This window comes from Streptomyces sp. NPDC033845 (genome assembly GCF_055576225.1).
Genome location: NZ_JBVIRI010000016.1, coordinates 123,711 through 138,584, shown reverse-complemented (window position 1 = coordinate 138,584; position 14,874 = coordinate 123,711). Strand labels below are relative to the sequence as shown.

Annotated in this window: 14 protein-coding genes and 1 tRNA gene; 9 read left to right on the top strand and 6 right to left on the bottom strand. The window is 73.6% G+C overall.

The window, feature by feature from the left end; translation table 11 throughout:
• Positions 1 to 155: 155 nt before the first annotated feature.
• The 3 genes from ACZ50K_RS28900 to ACZ50K_RS28890 are packed head-to-tail and all read right to left on the bottom strand — an operon-like array spanning position 156 to position 2,029.
• Positions 156 to 794, bottom strand: coding sequence for a class I SAM-dependent methyltransferase (locus tag ACZ50K_RS28900; RefSeq protein WP_468908256.1), 639 nt, complete (start codon positions 792 to 794; stop codon positions 156 to 158).
• Between the two features lie 52 nt (positions 795 to 846).
• Positions 847 to 1,035: a hypothetical protein gene (locus tag ACZ50K_RS28895; RefSeq protein WP_468908254.1), complete on the bottom strand. Its 189-nt coding sequence runs from the start codon at positions 1,033 to 1,035 to the stop codon at positions 847 to 849.
• Positions 1,036 to 1,039: 4 nt separating this feature from the next.
• Positions 1,040 to 2,029 carry a TerC family protein gene (locus tag ACZ50K_RS28890; RefSeq protein WP_468908252.1) on the bottom strand — a complete coding sequence of 330 codons (990 nt, stop codon included), beginning with the start codon at positions 2,027 to 2,029 and terminating at the stop codon, positions 1,040 to 1,042.
• A gap of 163 nt (positions 2,030 to 2,192) precedes the next feature.
• Here ACZ50K_RS28890 and ACZ50K_RS28885 point away from each other — a divergent pair, with 163 nt between their 5' ends.
• The 4 genes from ACZ50K_RS28885 to ACZ50K_RS28870 all read left to right on the top strand — a co-directional run bounded on the left by ACZ50K_RS28885 (position 2,193) and on the right by ACZ50K_RS28870 (position 4,973).
• Complete coding sequence (locus ACZ50K_RS28885) at positions 2,193 to 2,840, top strand: TetR/AcrR family transcriptional regulator (RefSeq protein WP_468908251.1); 648 nt, start codon at positions 2,193 to 2,195, stop codon at positions 2,838 to 2,840.
• Positions 2,830 to 3,447, top strand: coding sequence for a hypothetical protein (locus ACZ50K_RS28880; protein ID WP_468908249.1), 618 nt, complete (start codon positions 2,830 to 2,832; stop codon positions 3,445 to 3,447). The genes ACZ50K_RS28885 and ACZ50K_RS28880 overlap by 11 nt, the downstream gene beginning before the upstream one ends.
• Complete coding sequence (locus tag ACZ50K_RS28875; RefSeq protein WP_468908247.1) at positions 3,440 to 3,856, top strand: hypothetical protein; 417 nt, start codon at positions 3,440 to 3,442, stop codon at positions 3,854 to 3,856. The genes ACZ50K_RS28880 and ACZ50K_RS28875 overlap by 8 nt, the downstream gene beginning before the upstream one ends.
• Positions 3,857 to 3,968: 112 nt before the next feature.
• Positions 3,969 to 4,973, top strand: a complete 1,005-nt coding sequence (locus ACZ50K_RS28870) for an arsenic resistance protein (RefSeq protein ID WP_468908245.1) — start codon at positions 3,969 to 3,971, stop codon at positions 4,971 to 4,973.
• A gap of 47 nt (positions 4,974 to 5,020) precedes the next feature.
• On the opposite strand, the gene ACZ50K_RS28865 is transcribed toward ACZ50K_RS28870, so the two are convergent.
• Positions 5,021 to 5,344: a plasmid stabilization protein gene (locus ACZ50K_RS28865; protein WP_468908244.1), complete on the bottom strand. Its 324-nt coding sequence runs from the start codon at positions 5,342 to 5,344 to the stop codon at positions 5,021 to 5,023.
• A gap of 212 nt (positions 5,345 to 5,556) precedes the next feature.
• On the opposite strand from ACZ50K_RS28865, the gene ACZ50K_RS28860 reads away from it, so the two are divergent.
• On the top strand, positions 5,557 to 5,832 hold the full coding sequence (locus ACZ50K_RS28860) for an isoamylase early set domain-containing protein (protein ID WP_468908242.1): 276 nt from the start codon (positions 5,557 to 5,559) through the stop codon (positions 5,830 to 5,832).
• A 71-nt stretch (positions 5,833 to 5,903) separates the two neighbouring features.
• On the opposite strand, the gene ACZ50K_RS28855 is transcribed toward ACZ50K_RS28860, so the two are convergent.
• Positions 5,904 to 10,037, bottom strand: a complete 4,134-nt coding sequence (locus ACZ50K_RS28855; protein ID WP_468908241.1) for an nSTAND1 domain-containing NTPase — start codon at positions 10,035 to 10,037, stop codon at positions 5,904 to 5,906.
• Positions 10,038 to 10,294: 257 nt separating this feature from the next.
• On the opposite strand from ACZ50K_RS28855, the gene ACZ50K_RS28850 reads away from it, so the two are divergent.
• Complete coding sequence (locus ACZ50K_RS28850; protein WP_468908239.1) at positions 10,295 to 10,984, top strand: L,D-transpeptidase family protein; 690 nt, start codon at positions 10,295 to 10,297, stop codon at positions 10,982 to 10,984.
• A 51-nt stretch (positions 10,985 to 11,035) separates the two neighbouring features.
• Here ACZ50K_RS28850 and ACZ50K_RS28845 read toward each other — a convergent pair whose 3' ends face one another.
• A complete protein-coding gene (locus ACZ50K_RS28845) occupies positions 11,036 to 11,884 on the bottom strand; it encodes a 2OG-Fe dioxygenase family protein (protein ID WP_468908237.1) in 849 nt (282 codons plus the stop codon).
• 218 nt (positions 11,885 to 12,102) lie between these two features.
• On the opposite strand from ACZ50K_RS28845, the gene ACZ50K_RS28840 reads away from it, so the two are divergent.
• The 3 genes from ACZ50K_RS28840 to ACZ50K_RS28830 all read left to right on the top strand — a co-directional run bounded on the left by ACZ50K_RS28840 (position 12,103) and on the right by ACZ50K_RS28830 (position 14,806).
• Positions 12,103 to 12,849 carry a FadR/GntR family transcriptional regulator gene (locus ACZ50K_RS28840; protein WP_468908235.1) on the top strand — a complete coding sequence of 249 codons (747 nt, stop codon included), beginning with the start codon at positions 12,103 to 12,105 and terminating at the stop codon, positions 12,847 to 12,849.
• Between the two features lie 139 nt (positions 12,850 to 12,988).
• Positions 12,989 to 13,062, top strand: a tRNA-Asp gene (locus ACZ50K_RS28835).
• Positions 13,063 to 13,240: 178 nt separating this feature from the next.
• Positions 13,241 to 14,806, top strand: coding sequence for an FG-GAP-like repeat-containing protein (locus ACZ50K_RS28830; protein WP_468908233.1), 1,566 nt, complete (start codon positions 13,241 to 13,243; stop codon positions 14,804 to 14,806).
• Positions 14,807 to 14,874: the final 68 nt, after the last annotated feature.

The following is a 14,874-nucleotide window of genomic DNA, read 5'->3' as shown; positions in this document are numbered from 1 at the left end:
CCCCGCCGTACTCCTTCCGCCCCCCCGCCGCCCCCCCCCCCCGCCCCCCCGCCCCCCCCCCCCCCCGGGGGCCGGGGGGGGGCGGGGGGGGCGGGGGGGGGGCCCCGCCCCCCGCCCCCACGGCGGCGTCGCGGTCAGGGTCGGCGGTGAGCCGGTCAGGGTCGGCGGGCCAGCAGGTGGGCGTCGAGGAAGCCGCGCTCGGAAGCCGGATCGTGGACCAGCCGGGCGAACGGGACGAGCCCGGCTCCGGCCAGCAGCTCGGCGAACCGGTCCACCGGCCAGCTGTAGGCGGGGGTCACCTTGTGGTCGAAGCGGACCGGCTCCGGCCCGTCGGTGGCGAAGAAGGAGACCAGCAGCAGGCCCCCCGGCGCCAGGACGCGCACCTGCTCGGCGAGCAGCGCGGGCAGTTCGCCGGGCGGGGTGTGGATCATCGAGTAGTGGGCGAGCACGCCGCCGAGCGCGCCGTCCCCGACCGGCAGCTCCTCCATCCGCGCCACCCGGAACGGCAGTGCCGGCCGGGCCCGCCGGGCGTGGTCGACCATCCCCGGGGACAGGTCGAACCCGGCTGCGTCCAGGCCGAGTTCGTCCATCATGGCGGTCAGATGCCCGGGCCCGCAGCCCACATCGGCCACCCGCACGTTCCCGGTCCCGCGCACCAGCTCGGCGAAGGTGCCGATCATCGCGCGCGCGAACGGCTGCGTCTCCAGCCGGTCGGCGAACAGCGAGGCGTACAGTTCGACCACCCCGTCATAGGCCGCCCGCGCTGCCTCCCGGTACTCCCCGCACTCCCCCACCCGCCAGAACCTATCAGCCGGCCCGAACCGCACGCCGCCGGCCCCGGGAAGGTCAGGTGTGGTGTTTGTCCTTGGGGTCCAGGCGGAAGTCCTGGCAGTCGCGGTTCACGCAGGCGCCTGGGCCCCATTCGGGGACGAACACGCCGAGGGTCTTGTGTCGGTGGGCCTGGACCGGCACCGGCTGCTCGCAGGTGGGGCAGACGTACGCCTTGGCTTCGGCATCGCGCTTTGTTTTGACCATATTTTTACGATATGCCGGTATCGCCGTGGGGGGAAGTGCTGGGCGGCTCGGAGGGCGGCGGGGGCGGCGGTCTCCGCAGGCTGAGCACCACCGAACCCGCGAGGATCACGACGATGACGGCGAGACTGACCGGCGAGGGGATCTCCGGCACGCTCGGGCTGATCATCTTGTGGGAGGCCTGGAGGATCAGCTTCACCCCGATGAAGGCGAGGATGATCGCCAGCCCCTTGCCCAGGTAGTGGAAGCGGTCCAGCAGGCCGGCGAGCATGAAGTAGAGGGCCCGCAGACCGAGGATGGCGAAGGCGTTGCTGGTGTAGACGATGAACGCGTCGTCGCTGACCGCCAGAACGGCCGGCACGCTGTCGACGGCGAAGATCAGGTCGGCGGCCTCGATGGCGGCGACCACCGCGAGCAGCGGGGTGGCCACCCGGCGGCCGGCCTCCTTGACGAAGAACCGCGCCCCGGCGTACTCGTCGCGTACCGGAACCACCTTGCGGAGCAGCCGTACGGCAAAGCTCCTGCCGGGGTCGAAGCTCTCCTCCTCGTCCTTGAGGAGTTTGTACGCGCTGTAGAACAGCACGGCGGCGAAGGCGAACAGGACCGCGGTGAAGCGGCTGACCACGGCCACGCCGAGGGACAGGAAGATCCCGCGGAAGACCAGGGCGCCGATGACCCCGAAGAACAGCACGCGGTGCTGGTAGGCACGGGGGACCTTGAAGTAGGCGAAGATCACGGCGAAGACGAAGAGGTTGTCGACGGACAGGCTCTTCTCCAGCAGCCAGGCCGTCGTGTACTCGGTGCCCGCGGTGGTGCCGAGCACCAGGAAGACGACGGCGCCGAAGATCAGGGCCAGGCCCACCCAGAGGCAGCTCCAGGCCGCCGCCTCCTTGAAGTGGATGACGTGCGCGGTGCGGTGGGCCAGCAGGTCGACCGCCAGCGACACGACCATCGTCGCGGCGAACGCCACCCACAGCCACACCGGGACTTCGAGCACGGGGAACACCCTCACCGGGCCCGGGCCGACTGCATCGGGCCTTGTTCAGAGTCTCCGGCATGACGCCGCCCGGAGCACCCGGAAGGGTGACCGGCGAGAGCGACAGACGAGTTGTGTACCAGTGGGGTGTACTGCCAGTACACCCCACTGGTACATTGCCGTCATGCCCCTTCCCCGATTCGAACGCCTCCCCGCTGAACGCCAGCAGCACATCCTGGGAGTCGCACGTCGGCACTTCGCCGAGCACGGCACCGAAGCCGCCTCCTACAACAAGATCATCGAGGCCGCGGGGGTGTCCAAGACCGCCGCCTACCACTACTTCGACGGGCGCGAGGACCTGCTCGGCTCCGTCCTCGACGGGGTGCTCGGCCGACTCCTCGACGCCCTCGGCCCCTGGGTCCCGGCCGATGACGAGGCCGGGTTCCGGGCGCGTTTCGAGGGCGGCTCCGCCGCCCTCGCCACCCATCTGCACGACCACCCCGAGGACCTGGCGCTCGCCGAGGCCGCCATCGGGCGTGCCCACTCGGGCCCCTGGCTCCTCTGGTTCTCGGCCATGGTCACGGACGGGCAGCGGCTGGGGATGATCCGGACCGATGTCGACCACGGGCTGATGGTGGCGGCGACCGCGGCGGTCGTCCGTGCCGCGGACGCCCGGGCGCTGGAACAGATGGCGGACGCCCCGGCCCCCGGGCCCGAGGTCGAAGTCGAAGTCGAAGTCCAGGTCGAGGCGTCCGCTCAGCTGTGGTGTCTGCTGCGAGGCCTGTGGGGCGGCGGGACGGCCCTGGGAGAGGAGCCGGCCGATGCGCGCTGATCTGCGGATCTCCTGGGAGATACCGGCCACCCCGCCCGGCCTCGCGGGACGGCTGGAACGGTTCATGGGCCCGGGCAAGTCCCGTTCCGAGTCGGTGGTGGAGACCGTCGGCATGCTCGGCTGCGCACTGCTGCTGGGCGCCGGGCTGTGGTCCTCGGGGGCCGCGCGGGAGTTCTCCGCCGGACAGCTCGTGGTGATCGCCCTGGCCGGACTCGACCTCGTCGGCGGGGTGCTCACCAATGCCACCAACGCCGCGAAGCGCTGGTACCACCGGGCCGGGCCGGGAGCCAGGCGGGCCCGGCTGCTGTTCGTGTCCGCGCATCTGCTGCACCTCGCCGCGATGGGCCTGTGCGTACTGGCCGGCGACCTCGTCTGGACCCTCGCCAACTCCGCGCTGCTGCTCGGCGGGGCGGCCCTCGTGGAGTTCGCGCCCCTGCACCTCAGGCGGCCGGTGGCGATGGCCCTGTGGATGGCGGCCGTCCTGGTCAACCTGTTCTGGCTGCCGGTGCCCGCCGTGCTCGCCTGGTTCGTGCCGCTGTTCTTCCTGAAGCTGCTGGTCTGCCATCTCGTACCCGAGGCGCCCCTGGAGCGGAGGCGGGATGTCTGAGCACCGGACGGGGCGGACGCCGCACCCCCTGCGGATCGACGGCGACCCCGATCCGGCCGCCTGCGCCGAACTGCTGGCCGAGGCCTTCGCGGACGAGCCCGCCGTCTCCTGGATCTGCGGCGGCTCCGCCCCCGTACGCGCCCACTGGTTCGGAACCACCCTGCGGACCCATGCCGGCCTCGGCGGGGCCCGCCGCGCCGGGGTCGTGGACGCGGCCGGCCGGCTCGTCGCGGCGGCCGTCCTGACCCCGCCCGGCGCGGTCCCGGGAATCGGCGCCCGCGCCCGCTGGGCCGCCCGCACCGGAACGCGCTGCGGGCCCCGGGCCCTGGGCCGCACCCTGCGCTATCTGGAGGCCACCGGCGGGGGCGCTCTGCTGACCATCACCTCCATGTGCCGAACGGGGAGCTGAGCCCCCCCCTCCCGGGCCGCCCCCGAAAGCCGCAGCAACCCCGCCGACCTGGGAGGATGGCCGCAGCGGGCCGTCACCGGGGGCGGCCGGTGCGGAGCGAGGGAGCGGGCGGGTGTCGCAGGAGGCCTCGGGGGCGGTCGCGTGGATGGAGCGCCACCAGATCGCGGTGTACCTCGGCGCACTGGCCGCGGGCGCCCTGGTGGGGTGGGTGGCACCGGCCGCCGGGCCGGGACTGGAACACGCCGTCAACCCGGTGCTCGGGGCGCTGCTGTTCGTGACCTTCCTCCAGGTCCCGGCCGCCGAACTGCTCCGCTCCCTGCGCGACGGGCGTTTCCTATCCACCGCGCTGGTGGTGAACTTCGTGGTGGTGCCGCTGGTGGTCGCCGCCGTGTTCGTGTTCCTGCCCGCCGACCAGGCGGTGCGGATCGGTGTGCTGCTGGTGCTGTTGTGCCCGTGCGTGGACTACGTGATCGTCTTCTCGGGGCTGGCCGGCGGGTCCAGCCGTCGGCTGCTGGCCGCCACCCCGCTGCTGCTGGTCGTCCAGATGCTGCTGCTGCCCGGGTTCCTGTACCTGTTCCTGGGCGCGGGGCTCGCCGGCGTCGTCGAAATCGGCCCGTTCGTCGAGGCGTTCCTCGTCCTGATCGTCATCCCCCTGGCCCTGGCCTGGGCGTTGCAGGCGTGGGCCACCCGCCGCCCGGCCGGTCGGCCGGTGGCCGACGCGGCGACCTCCACGATGGTGCCGCTGATGGGCGCCACCCTGTTCGTCGTGGTCGCCTCACAGACCCCCAAGCTGGGCGAGGACCTCGCCGATGTCGCCGCCGTCCTGCCCTTCTACGCCGTGTTCCTCGCCGTCATGGCATTCGCCGGCCGGGCCGTCGCCCGCCTGTTCCGGCTCGATGTCCCGGCCTCCCGGGCGATCGTCTTCACCGGCGCGACCCGCAACTCGCTGGTCGTCCTGCCCCTGGCCCTCGCCCTGCCCGAGGCCCTGTCGGCGGCCGCGGTCGTCGTGGTCGCCCAGACCCTCGTCGAGGTGCTCGGCATGGTCGCGTACGTACGGCTGGTGCCCCGGCTGGTACCGGACCGGCAGGCGGCGGCCGGGCCGGGCGAGGGCGGCTGAGCCGTCACGTCACGCCAGAGACTTCAGGTCACGCCTGAGCCGTCACCTCAGTGACCCAGGACCCGCTTCAGTTCGGCCTTGTCCATGGCCGAGCGGCCCTTGATCCCCTTCTGCCGTGCCTCGTTGTACAGCTGCTCCTTGGTGAGGCCCCGCGCGCCACTGTGCGAGCGCTGCCCGCCGCGTCGGGCGGAGGACATGTCCTGGAGCGAGGACCGGGACGCGGTCTTCGACTCGCCGGCCCGGGCCCGCTCCTTGTTCACGGTGCGGGCCGCGATCTCCTTCGCCCGCTCCGTGCTCTCGCCGCGCGCCTCGGCGCTCTCCTTGATGTGCTCGTACTGCCGTTCTCGTTTGGGGCTGGATCCTCGGGGCATGGCGGCCCTCCTCGACTCGTACGGCCACGGGTGACGGGTCACCGGCCGACCGGTGTCCGGATACGGCGCCTTCCCCGTCCCGGGCGCCTTCATTCGGCGACCGGACGGGTGACCTCCGGGCGTGCGCACCGCCGCGTGAAGCGCCTCGCGCGCCGGGAACGGGGCACGATGCACGGGCCGATTTCCGATCCCCTCGCGGCTGGAGCCCGTCCGTGCTCGAACGCAAGCAACTGAAGAACCACGCCCAGGTCACCTTCGTCCTCCCGCAGGACACCCCCGACGGCCCGGTCAGCGTGGTCGGGGACTTCAACGAGTGGGACCCCGCCGCCCACCCCCTGCGACCCCGTGGCGACGGCACCCGGGCGGCGACCCTGAAGCTGCCCCGCCACAGCACGCACGCGTTCCGCTATCTCGCCGCCGGCGACTACTGGTTCGACGACGACACCGCCGACCACCACGACGGACGCAACAGCCGCATCCACACCTGACCTGGTCGGACGCCGGAGGCGACGGCGGCGGCGCGGGAGACGCACCCGCGCCGCCCGCGTGCTCCGGCCCCTCAGCAGGTGCCGCGGTAGTCGATGCCGCGGAGGTACGCCTTCCAGTCCTCCCGTGACAGCCCCGACCCCGCCCGTGCGCACACCCGCTCGACGACCCGCTCGGGGTCGATCTCGTACGTCTGGAACGGGACGTTGGTCCCGGCGGCCCGCAGGGTTCCGCCGTCCGCGCCGAACGCGAGCGAGAGGACCGTGTCCCCCGGCGCGGACAGCGCCGATCCGAGCAGCCGACGCGAACCGGCCTCCCACAGCTGCACGGTGCCGAGGTCTCCGGCGACGGCCAGCAGCGAGCCGTCCGGCGAGAACGCCAGCGCCGAAACCCCCTCGATGTCCCCGGTCCGCGCCCCGGTGTAGGTGCCGGAGAGCGCGCCCAGCCGGTTGCCGAGCTCCCCGTCCCAGACCGTGACCCGGCCGAGGGCGTCGCCCACGGCCAGGTACCTGCCGTCGGGGCTGAAGGCGAGCGCGGTCGTGTCGTCCTCGCCGAGCGCCAGACGGCGCACCCGCCCCGAGCCCAGGTCCACCACCTCGTCGCTCCAGGACACCAGGGTGTCCCCGTCGGGGCTGAAGGCGGTCACCGTGCCGGCGAAGCCGTCGAGGGTCCGCAGCCGGCTCCCCTTGCGGACGTCCCACAGTTCGAGGGTTTCCGACCAGGAGCTGAGGGACACGGCCAGGGTGTTCCCGTCGGGGCTCAGGGCGATCCCGGCCACCTCGGGGCGCTCCCCGGGGCCGTCCCCGGGACGGTCGCCGGTGCCGCGCAGCGGTGCCACGGGCAGCGTGGTCCTGGCCCGTCCGGCGCGTACGTCCCACACGGTGACGTAGAGCGGACCGGTGGGAGGGCCGGTCGACGGGCCGCCCGGGGCGGGTTCGCGGAAGTGGCTGTAGGCGAAGGAGCGGCCGTCGGCGCTCATGGCCATGAGCTCCTGGCAGTCGGTGGCCCCGACGGCGCGCGCCGCGTTCCCCAGCGCGCTCCCCTCCTCCCCGGACACCCCGTCCTCGAACACCTCCTCGTCGGCGCCCGGCACGAGATCCTCCTCCTCGGCCGGCGCCCCCTCACCCTCGTCACCCGGGTCGCCCGTGCCGCCCGGGTCCTGCGGCGGATCGCACGGCCTGCCCGGGAGGTCGACGGTCTTGCCGCCCTCCCCACCGTCCAGGAGTTCGAAACCCGAGCCGTCGGTCGTGCGGTGCAGGGTGGCCAGCGTCCGGCCGTCCCCGCTCCACATCGCGTCTTCCAGGGCCCGCTCCTGCCAGCGCCCGGTGACGGCCGCGCCGAGGCTCAGGGTCCGTACGGTCCGGCCACCGGCGGTCGCGTACCGGACGGCACCCCCGGGGATGTCCAGGCGCAGCGCGGACGGGGACTCGCTGACCAGGGGGTGGCGGAAGACCGGGGATCCCGGGGCGGCGAGCCGCCACAGCAGGATCTCGCCGAGGTCGGTGGCGGCCGCGAGGAAGGCCCCGTCCCCGCTGAAGCGGATGTCGCCGAGGCGTCCGTGGGCGTCCAGCCGGGTCAGGATCCGGCCGGAGGGCAGATCCCGGACCTCGACCCCGGTGGCGGTCTTCAGCGCGATGCGTCTGCTGTCGGGGGCGATCAGGAAGCCGTCGGTGACGCAGTGCTCCTCACCGCGGAGTCCGGCCAGCCAGGGCAGCGGCAGTGCCTTGCGGCTGCCGGTGTCCCAGATCTCCAGTCCCCGCTCGTCCGTGCACAGCGCGAACCGGCCGCGATCGGCGCTGACATCGGTGGCCTGGAGGGTTTCGGTGGCGCGCAGGGGGACGCGCAGGAGCTGCCGGTGCCGTTGCTGCTGCTGCTGCTGTCGAAGATCCCACACCTGTACGGCCATCGCGTCCCCGGTGTCCTCCCCCCACTCCTCCGCGACGAGGGCCCTCCCGTCGGTGGAGAAGCGCGCCTCCATGGGCATCTCGCTCCGCAGGAGCGCGGTCGGGCGCGCCGTGCGGACGTCCCACAGCTGGACCCCGTGTTCCGTCGTGACCGCCAGGGTGCGGCCGTCGGGGGCCGGGGCGGACTCGCCGCTCTCGGCCAGGCGGTCGCCGTATCCGGGGTAGGAGGCGGTCCTGCGGTGCGTGGGGACGTCCCAGAGCTCGATGCGCTGCGGGGTGACGGACATCAGGGTCCGGCCGTCGCCGAGCAGATGGTGCTCGGCCGAGGCGGCCGGGTCGTCCGAGGCCGCGGATCCGCCCGAGCCGACCGAGCCGCCTGAACCGGTCGAACCGGCGGAACCGGCGGAACCGTCCGAGCCCGCCGAGGCGCTGCCCCGGTGTCCGGCGGTCGCGGAGGCCGGGGCGGGGGCCTCGGGGAGGGTGAAGGTGTCCTGTTCCTTCTGGGTGAGGGCTCCGATCAGGGCGGACCTGGTCTCGGTGGTGGGCGCGATCCGCCATGCGGCGACGCTGAGCCGCATGGCCCGTACGGGATCGGAGAACCGCATGCTGTCGGCGACCGCCGCGAGCCGGCGGGCCTCGGCCTCCAGGTGCCGGCGGTCGCTGGTGCGGTTCTGCTGCCAGGCGATGACCCCGGCGACGAGCGCGAGGCAGAGGAGGCCGGAGAGCGCGGTCACCAGGGCGCGCCGGTTCCTGCGCTCGCGCGAGCGCGCCGCCCGGGAGGCGGCCAGGAACCCGGATTCGAGAGCGGTCAGCGCGGTGGGGGCAGTGGGGGCAGTGGGGGCAGTGGTAACGGTCGAGGCGGTACGGGAGTCGGGACGGCCGAAGTGCTCCTCCGCGGCGGCCAGGCGGGTGCCCCGGAACAGGGTGCCGGGGTCGCGGCCGGCGCCGTCCCAGGTGAGGGCGGCCTCGGTGAGCCGGCGGTGGGCGTAGAGCCGTTCGCGGTCCGCCTCGATCCAGCCGCCGAGCCGGGGCCAGCCGGTGATCAGTGCTTCGTGGGCGAGGTCGGCCGTGCCCTCGTCCAGGGTGATCAGCCGGGCACGGGCCAGCCGGTCCAGGACCAGGGCGACGTCCTCGGGGTCGGCGATGTCCAGTTCGGCGCGGTCGACGGGTCGACGGGTGTCCTGGGTCCCCTCGCCGGGGGTGATCATGCGCAGCAGGAGCAGCCGGGCCAGCGCGGCCTGCGGCTCGGACAGCCGGGAGTGGACGTCTTCCGCGGTCTGCGCGACGGCGCCGTGCAGCCCGCCGGCGGCCAGGTACTGCTCCTCGGTGAGGACGCGTCCCCGGCGTCGGTGCCAGGTTTCGCGGAGCACGTGGGAGAGCAGGGGCAGCCCGCCAGGCTCGCCCTCGGTCTCCTCGACCAGCCGTGCCGTGAGGGCTCGTTCGACGATCAGTCCGGCGGCCTGTGCGGGCCGGACCACGGCCTCGCGGAGTTCGGCGGAGTTCATCGGTCCGACGAGGAGGTTGGCCCCGTGCAGGGCGTCGGTGAGGCCGCGGTGCTCGGCGCAGCGCCCGTAGAAGTCGGCGCGTACGGCGATCACGACGCGGAGCCGGCTGTCCGCCTCCCGCGAGGCGAGCAGCCGGTCGAGGAACCCGGTGCGCTCGGCGGGGTCCCGGCAGAGGGTGAAGACCTCCTCGAACTGGTCGACGACCAGCAGGGTGTCGCCGGTGCCACCGGCGGCCGGGAGGAGGGCCTCGGCGTGGGTCCGCAGCGGGTGTTCGCCCGGGGTGAGGACGCGGATCGCGGCGAGTTCGCCGCCGGCCCGGCGGCGCAGCGCGGGGATGAGGCCGGCCCGCAGCAGGGAGGACTTGCCGCTGCCGGAGGGGCCGAAGACGGCGGCGAAGCATCGTCCGGTCACCAACTCCGTGAGGGAGGAGATCAGTTCGTCGCGGCCGAAGAACCTTTCGTGGTCCTCGGGTTCGAAGCGCGCGAGTCCTTGGTAGGGCGGCTCGGCCCGGTCGTCCGCGCGTTCGCGGGCGGAGGTCTCGCTTCCGGCTTCCCGCCAGCGGCGCTCCCAGTGCTCCGGGTCGCCGCCGCAGGCCGCGACGTACGCCAGGGTCGCGGCGAGGGAGGGGAGTTGCTCGCCGGCGGCGGCCTGGGAGAGGGAGGTGACCGAGTAGTGGCTGCGACGCGCCATCTCCCGGTAGGTGAGGGGTCCGGCCTCCTGCCGGAGCTTGCGCAGCTCGTACGCGAACCGCTGCACCGGCCCCTCGTTCGGATCGACCGGCGATTCGCGGCGCCCCATCTCGGTGGTCTCCCTGTTCCCGGCCGGCACGGATGATCGGACGACTCGCGGCGTGCCGGGCCACATTAGGAGCGTCCCGGGAAGCCCGGCAAGGGTTTTCGGGCCGGGGGCAGCACTTTCAGCTGGGCTTTCGTTTTTGTTCGGTGTGGCGGGAGGGGCCTGCCGAACAACGGGACCGGCTGCTGAACTCCGGTTGTCGGTCCGGACGGGCCGGCTTCGGCCCCGCCTATCCGGGGCCCCAACGGGAGGAATCGATCATGACCATGCGTACGAGGCGCCCGGCGCGCCGCACCCTTCGGGCCATCGCGGCGACCGGCACGGTGACCGCCGCCCTGGTGGTGGGACTGCTCCCCGCGGCGGCCGGCGCGGCTCCGGCCCCGGTGACGCCGGGGGCGGCCGAGGGCGCCGCGGAGGCCGGCGGGGAGTCATCGGTGGCCGCCGCGAAGAACTACACGTACCTGTCCTACAAGAAGAACAAGAAGGACCCGTCGAACTCGCGGCTCACCCTGGTGCGCGTCCAGGTGGTCAACCCGGACAAGGTCCGGACGTGGACCGTCGACAGCTGGCGCGCGGGCTCGGGCCTGGGCACCGCGAAGAACAAGATCGGCCGTGACGCGTGCGTCAGCCGGGTGGGCTGGCTGCCGAGCGGCACGTACGGCATCGGGAAGTACACCGACCGGTTCGACGGGGACATCAACGGCCATGTGTGGCGGCTCGCGGACAAGCGGTGCAAGGAGGGCGGGAAGAAGGGGACGAAGCGCGACGCCCTGTTCATCCACAGCGAGATGGCGCCCAACGGCAAGCCCGGCAAGAAGGAGTCCGAGCGCTGGGACGGGGTCTCGGACTACCTCTCGCTCGGCTGCATCAAGCTGAAGCCGGCCGACATCAAGGAGCTGCGGGCCTACCGGTCCAGCCAGCCCAAGCCGACCAAGCTGTACGTGTCGTAGCGCTCCCGGCTCGGCGCCGGGCAGGGCGTCCGCCTCGGTGGACGCCCTGCCTCACAGCTGCGGGACGTACGGGGCGATGCCGACGATGAGGACGGAGCGCTCCCCCGGGCCCGGCGCGGGGCCGGACCGGACCGGGCCGACGTAGTGGCTGACCCGGTGGTCGTGGACGGCGTAGCCCTCCAGCGGGTCGGTCAGGGTGAAGCCGGCGTGGACGTCGGCCCAGGGGTCGTCCGGCCCGAGGCCGGCGCTCTCCGGGGTGGCGATGGCGTTCTCCCCGCCGGTGACGTTGGTGCGGCTGACCAGATGGGCGAAGGTGAACGTACTGGCCGATCCGCCGTCCTGGTGCAGGCAGTCCGGGGAGGACACCGCTTCCTGGCCGGGACCGTCGACAGCGAGCCGGATCAGATGGACACCGGCCCACAGGGGCCGCATTCCGAGGTCCTTCAGGGCCAGCACCTGGGCGATGTCCCAGTGCAGGAGGCGCAGCAGCAGGGCGTTGCCCCGCAGGGTCTCGGGGAGGGCGGGCAGCGCGCGCCGGGGCCGTGGGGGCCCGGAGCCGTCGTCGCCCTGGGAGAAGTCGGTGACCGTGCCGTGCACCGGGTCGGGGGAACCGGGGATCCAGGACAGTTCCCGCTTCCACGGCAGGTAGACGGCGTGGGAGTAGCGGCGGAACCGGTTCGTTCCCGGGGCGTACGGGTCGGGCGGCAGGTCCGCGCAGGCCTCCTGGAGCGCCGCGAGGTCCCCCGGCTGGAGCGCGTCCCCCGGCTCGCTGGGCGCCCCCGGGGTGCGGTGGAGGTGCCCGGCGTCGTAGCGGGCGAATCCGCGTTCGCGCAGTCCGTCCAGGCCCGGCCGTTCCGGAGCCCCCTCTTCCTGGTGCGGCGGCCTCCCGGGCCCAGCCATGTCCACGTTCCCTCCAGCGGCTCGGCTGCCGAGCCTCCTACGGGGCGGCGGCGGAAGCAAATCCGGTGGCGGCCCGCCCGGCCGGGCGCCGCCCGCCCGGCGCCCGGGACCGCTTGACCGGTGATCACCTTGCTGCTTGACTCTGTCGCCGGGCCGGGCCGGCCCGGGCCGGTCCCGGTCGGAGCCGGGTGGCCCTGGAACGTCACGAGGAGCATCGGATGCCGGCCGAGAGCATCCCCCGTCACACCGTGGTCGACCTGCTCGCCGACCGGATCCGTGACGACATCCTCGACGGACGGCATGCCGCGGGCACCCTGCTGCCGCCGGAACGCGAGCTCGCCGCCGACTACGGGGTGACCCGGACCACGCTGAAGCACGCGCTGATCCGGCTGGAGCAGACCGGTCTGCTGAGCACCCGGCACGGGGTCGGCAGCCGGGTCCGCGACTTCCTGCGGCTGGGCGGGGCCGAACTGCTCCCGCTGCTCGTCTCCCGCGACTCCGGATGGATCTCCGAGGTCTTCGAGGCCCGCCGCCACATCGGCGCGCTGATCGCCGGACGGGCGGCCGCCAAGCGGACGGCCCGGCAGGCGGCCCGGCTGCGGGCCCTGCTGGCCGCGCTGGCCGAGGCCCCGGATCCGGACGCGGCCCAGCTCGCCGAGTGGGAGATCCACCGGGAACTGGCCCGCTGCACGGGCAACCGTGTGTTCCTGCTGCTCACCAACACCCTGGCCAACGCCTATCTGCCGGTACGTTCGGCGTTGCACGGCCCTTTCGTGGACCCGGCGGCCGCGGCGGACCGGATCGCGCCCGTGGTCGAGGCGGTCGCCGACAAGGACGCCGACCGGGCCGGACGGGCAGCTCTGGCGTATCTCCGGGCCACCGAGCGGATCATGCTGAAGGCCCTGGGCCCAGGCCCAGGCCCCGGACCGGGCCCGGCTTCCGGGGAGGCCGTGCGCGGCAGGTGACCGGCCGGTCGCGGCAGGTGGCCGGGGCAGGTGGCCGGGGCAGGGCGAGGGTGCCGGAAATCGGGGTCCACGGGTCCACGGGTCCACAGCGCTTGAGTCGGCACGGCCGCCTGTGGCAGAATTTTCTTCTCTTCTCCGAGGTCCTGTGGAGCAGTTGGTTAGCTCGCCACCCTGTCAAGGTGGAGGTCGCGGGTTCAAGTCCCGTCAGGATCGCTCATGGTCGCCGCCCCCCTTGCTCGGGGCTTCGGCGGCGCGTCCCCGGTCGGGCCCGGGCGAAGTCGCCCGTACGGAGATGCGAAGATCACATCGCATCGCGATCGACGCGGTGACCGCGATGACGGGCGAGGACCCCGGTCGTCCCGATCCCCCGCCACCGGATACGGAACCCCTCATGAAGCGCGCCACCTCGCTGGCCCTCTCCCTGCTCGCCGGCTCCGCGCTGCTGGGGAGCGCCGTGACCCCGGCCACCGCCGACAGCCCGCGGCAGACGGCTCCCCTCCCCGTGCGGATCATGCCGCTCGGGGACTCGATCACCCATGGCGAAGGCAGTACGGCCACCGGCGGATACCGGGGGCCGCTGTGGGACTCGATGGCCGGGCAGCAGGCGTACGCCCCCGACTTCGTCGGCTCCGGCCGCCATTCCGGAATCGGCGACGGCGACCACGAGGGCCACAGCGGATGGACCATCCCCGGGATCCGGTCCGGTATCGACCGGTGGCAGGCCGGCGCCTCACCGGACGTGGTCCTGCTGCACCTGGGCATCAACGACCTGCGGCACCATGACGCGGATCCGCTGGAGGCGGCCGGGGACCTGCTGGAGCTCGTGGACCGGATGCGGGCCAACGACCCGCACCTGACCGTCCTCGTCCAGGGCCTGATCACCGACACACCCGGCCAGGAGTCCCGGACCGAGGCGTTCAACACGAAGGTGCGGGAGGCCGAGGCCGAACGGCAGGCCGCCGGGCAGCGGTTCCGCTACCTCCCGCCGCCGAGGATGGACCCGGCCACCGAACTCCCGGACGGGCTGCACCCCTCGGAGTCCGGGTACCGGAAGATGGCCGCGGTGTTCCGGCCCGCCGTCGACCGGGCGGTCTCGGACGGATGGACCGTACGGCCCGCGGTCGGCCGGTCCGGCGACGAGGCCGGGGCCGACGGGCGGGTGCGGTGGGCGGACTTCGACGGGGACGGCAGGCCCGACCACATCACCCTCGCCGACGACGGCACGGTGTACGCGCGCCTGAACCGCGGCGGTGCCGGGCGGGGCGGCTGGGAGGACCTGGGACAGGTGGCCACCGGCACCACCAGCGACCGGCGGCGGGTGCGGCTGGCCGACTTCGACGGGGACGGCCGCTTCGACTACCTCGTCCTCCGCGCCGACGGCGCGGTCAGCGCCTGGATCAACAAGGGCGGGGACAAGGCCGGTCCGGTCGGGTGGCAGGAGATCGGCCAGGTGGCCACCGGTCTGACCGCGGACCTCCGCCGGGTGCGGTTCGCCGACTGGGACGGCGACGGCCGTACCGACTACCTGCTCTTCAACGAGGCCGGCAACCTCGACGTCTGGCTCAACCGCGGCGGGGACACCGCCGGAACCGCCGGGTGGAAGCACATCGGGCGCGTCACCACCGCCACCAACGACCCCGACCGGGTCCGGTTCGCCGACAACGACGGGGACGGCCGGGCCGACTACCACCTCGTCCAGCCCGACGGCAGCGTGTACCTGTACCGCAACCGCGGCGGGGACGTCGTCGGCCCCGGCGGCTGGGAGGCGGCCGGGCGGATCGCCACCGGAGTCACCACCGACCACACCCGGGTCCAGTTCACCGACTTCACCGGGGACCACCGGGCCGACTACGTGCACGCCACCGGTGACGGCGGCTCCACCGTCCACGCCTGGAACGGCGGCGACCCCTCCGGCCCCAACGGCTGGACCCCCCTCGGCCCCGTCACCGGACCCTGATCCCCACACGAGGGAGACCATCGAACCCCGAGGTGAGGGACTTCTTTCGGCCGTCGAGGCCGTCCAAC

Bases quoted from the DNA above. Each gene is read 5' to 3' on its own strand.
- ACZ50K_RS28830 (WP_468908233.1), top strand. From the start codon at position 13,241: ATGAAGCGCGCCACCTCGCTGGCCCTCTCCCTGCTCGCCGGCTCCGCG.
- ACZ50K_RS28865 (WP_468908244.1), bottom strand. From the start codon at position 5,344: ATGCCCCGAGGATCCAGCCCCAAACGAGAACGGCAGTACGAGCACATC.
- ACZ50K_RS28880 (WP_468908249.1), top strand. From the start codon at position 2,830: ATGCGCGCTGATCTGCGGATCTCCTGGGAGATACCGGCCACCCCGCCC.
- ACZ50K_RS28840 (WP_468908235.1), top strand. From the start codon at position 12,103: ATGCCGGCCGAGAGCATCCCCCGTCACACCGTGGTCGACCTGCTCGCC.
- ACZ50K_RS28895 (WP_468908254.1), bottom strand. From the start codon at position 1,035: ATGGTCAAAACAAAGCGCGATGCCGAAGCCAAGGCGTACGTCTGCCCC.
- ACZ50K_RS28845 (WP_468908237.1), bottom strand. From the start codon at position 11,884: ATGGCTGGGCCCGGGAGGCCGCCGCACCAGGAAGAGGGGGCTCCGGAA.
- ACZ50K_RS28850 (WP_468908239.1), top strand. From the start codon at position 10,295: ATGACCATGCGTACGAGGCGCCCGGCGCGCCGCACCCTTCGGGCCATC.
- ACZ50K_RS28875 (WP_468908247.1), top strand. From the start codon at position 3,440: ATGTCTGAGCACCGGACGGGGCGGACGCCGCACCCCCTGCGGATCGAC.
- ACZ50K_RS28855 (WP_468908241.1), bottom strand. From the start codon at position 10,037: ATGGGGCGCCGCGAATCGCCGGTCGATCCGAACGAGGGGCCGGTGCAG.
- ACZ50K_RS28885 (WP_468908251.1), top strand. From the start codon at position 2,193: ATGCCCCTTCCCCGATTCGAACGCCTCCCCGCTGAACGCCAGCAGCAC.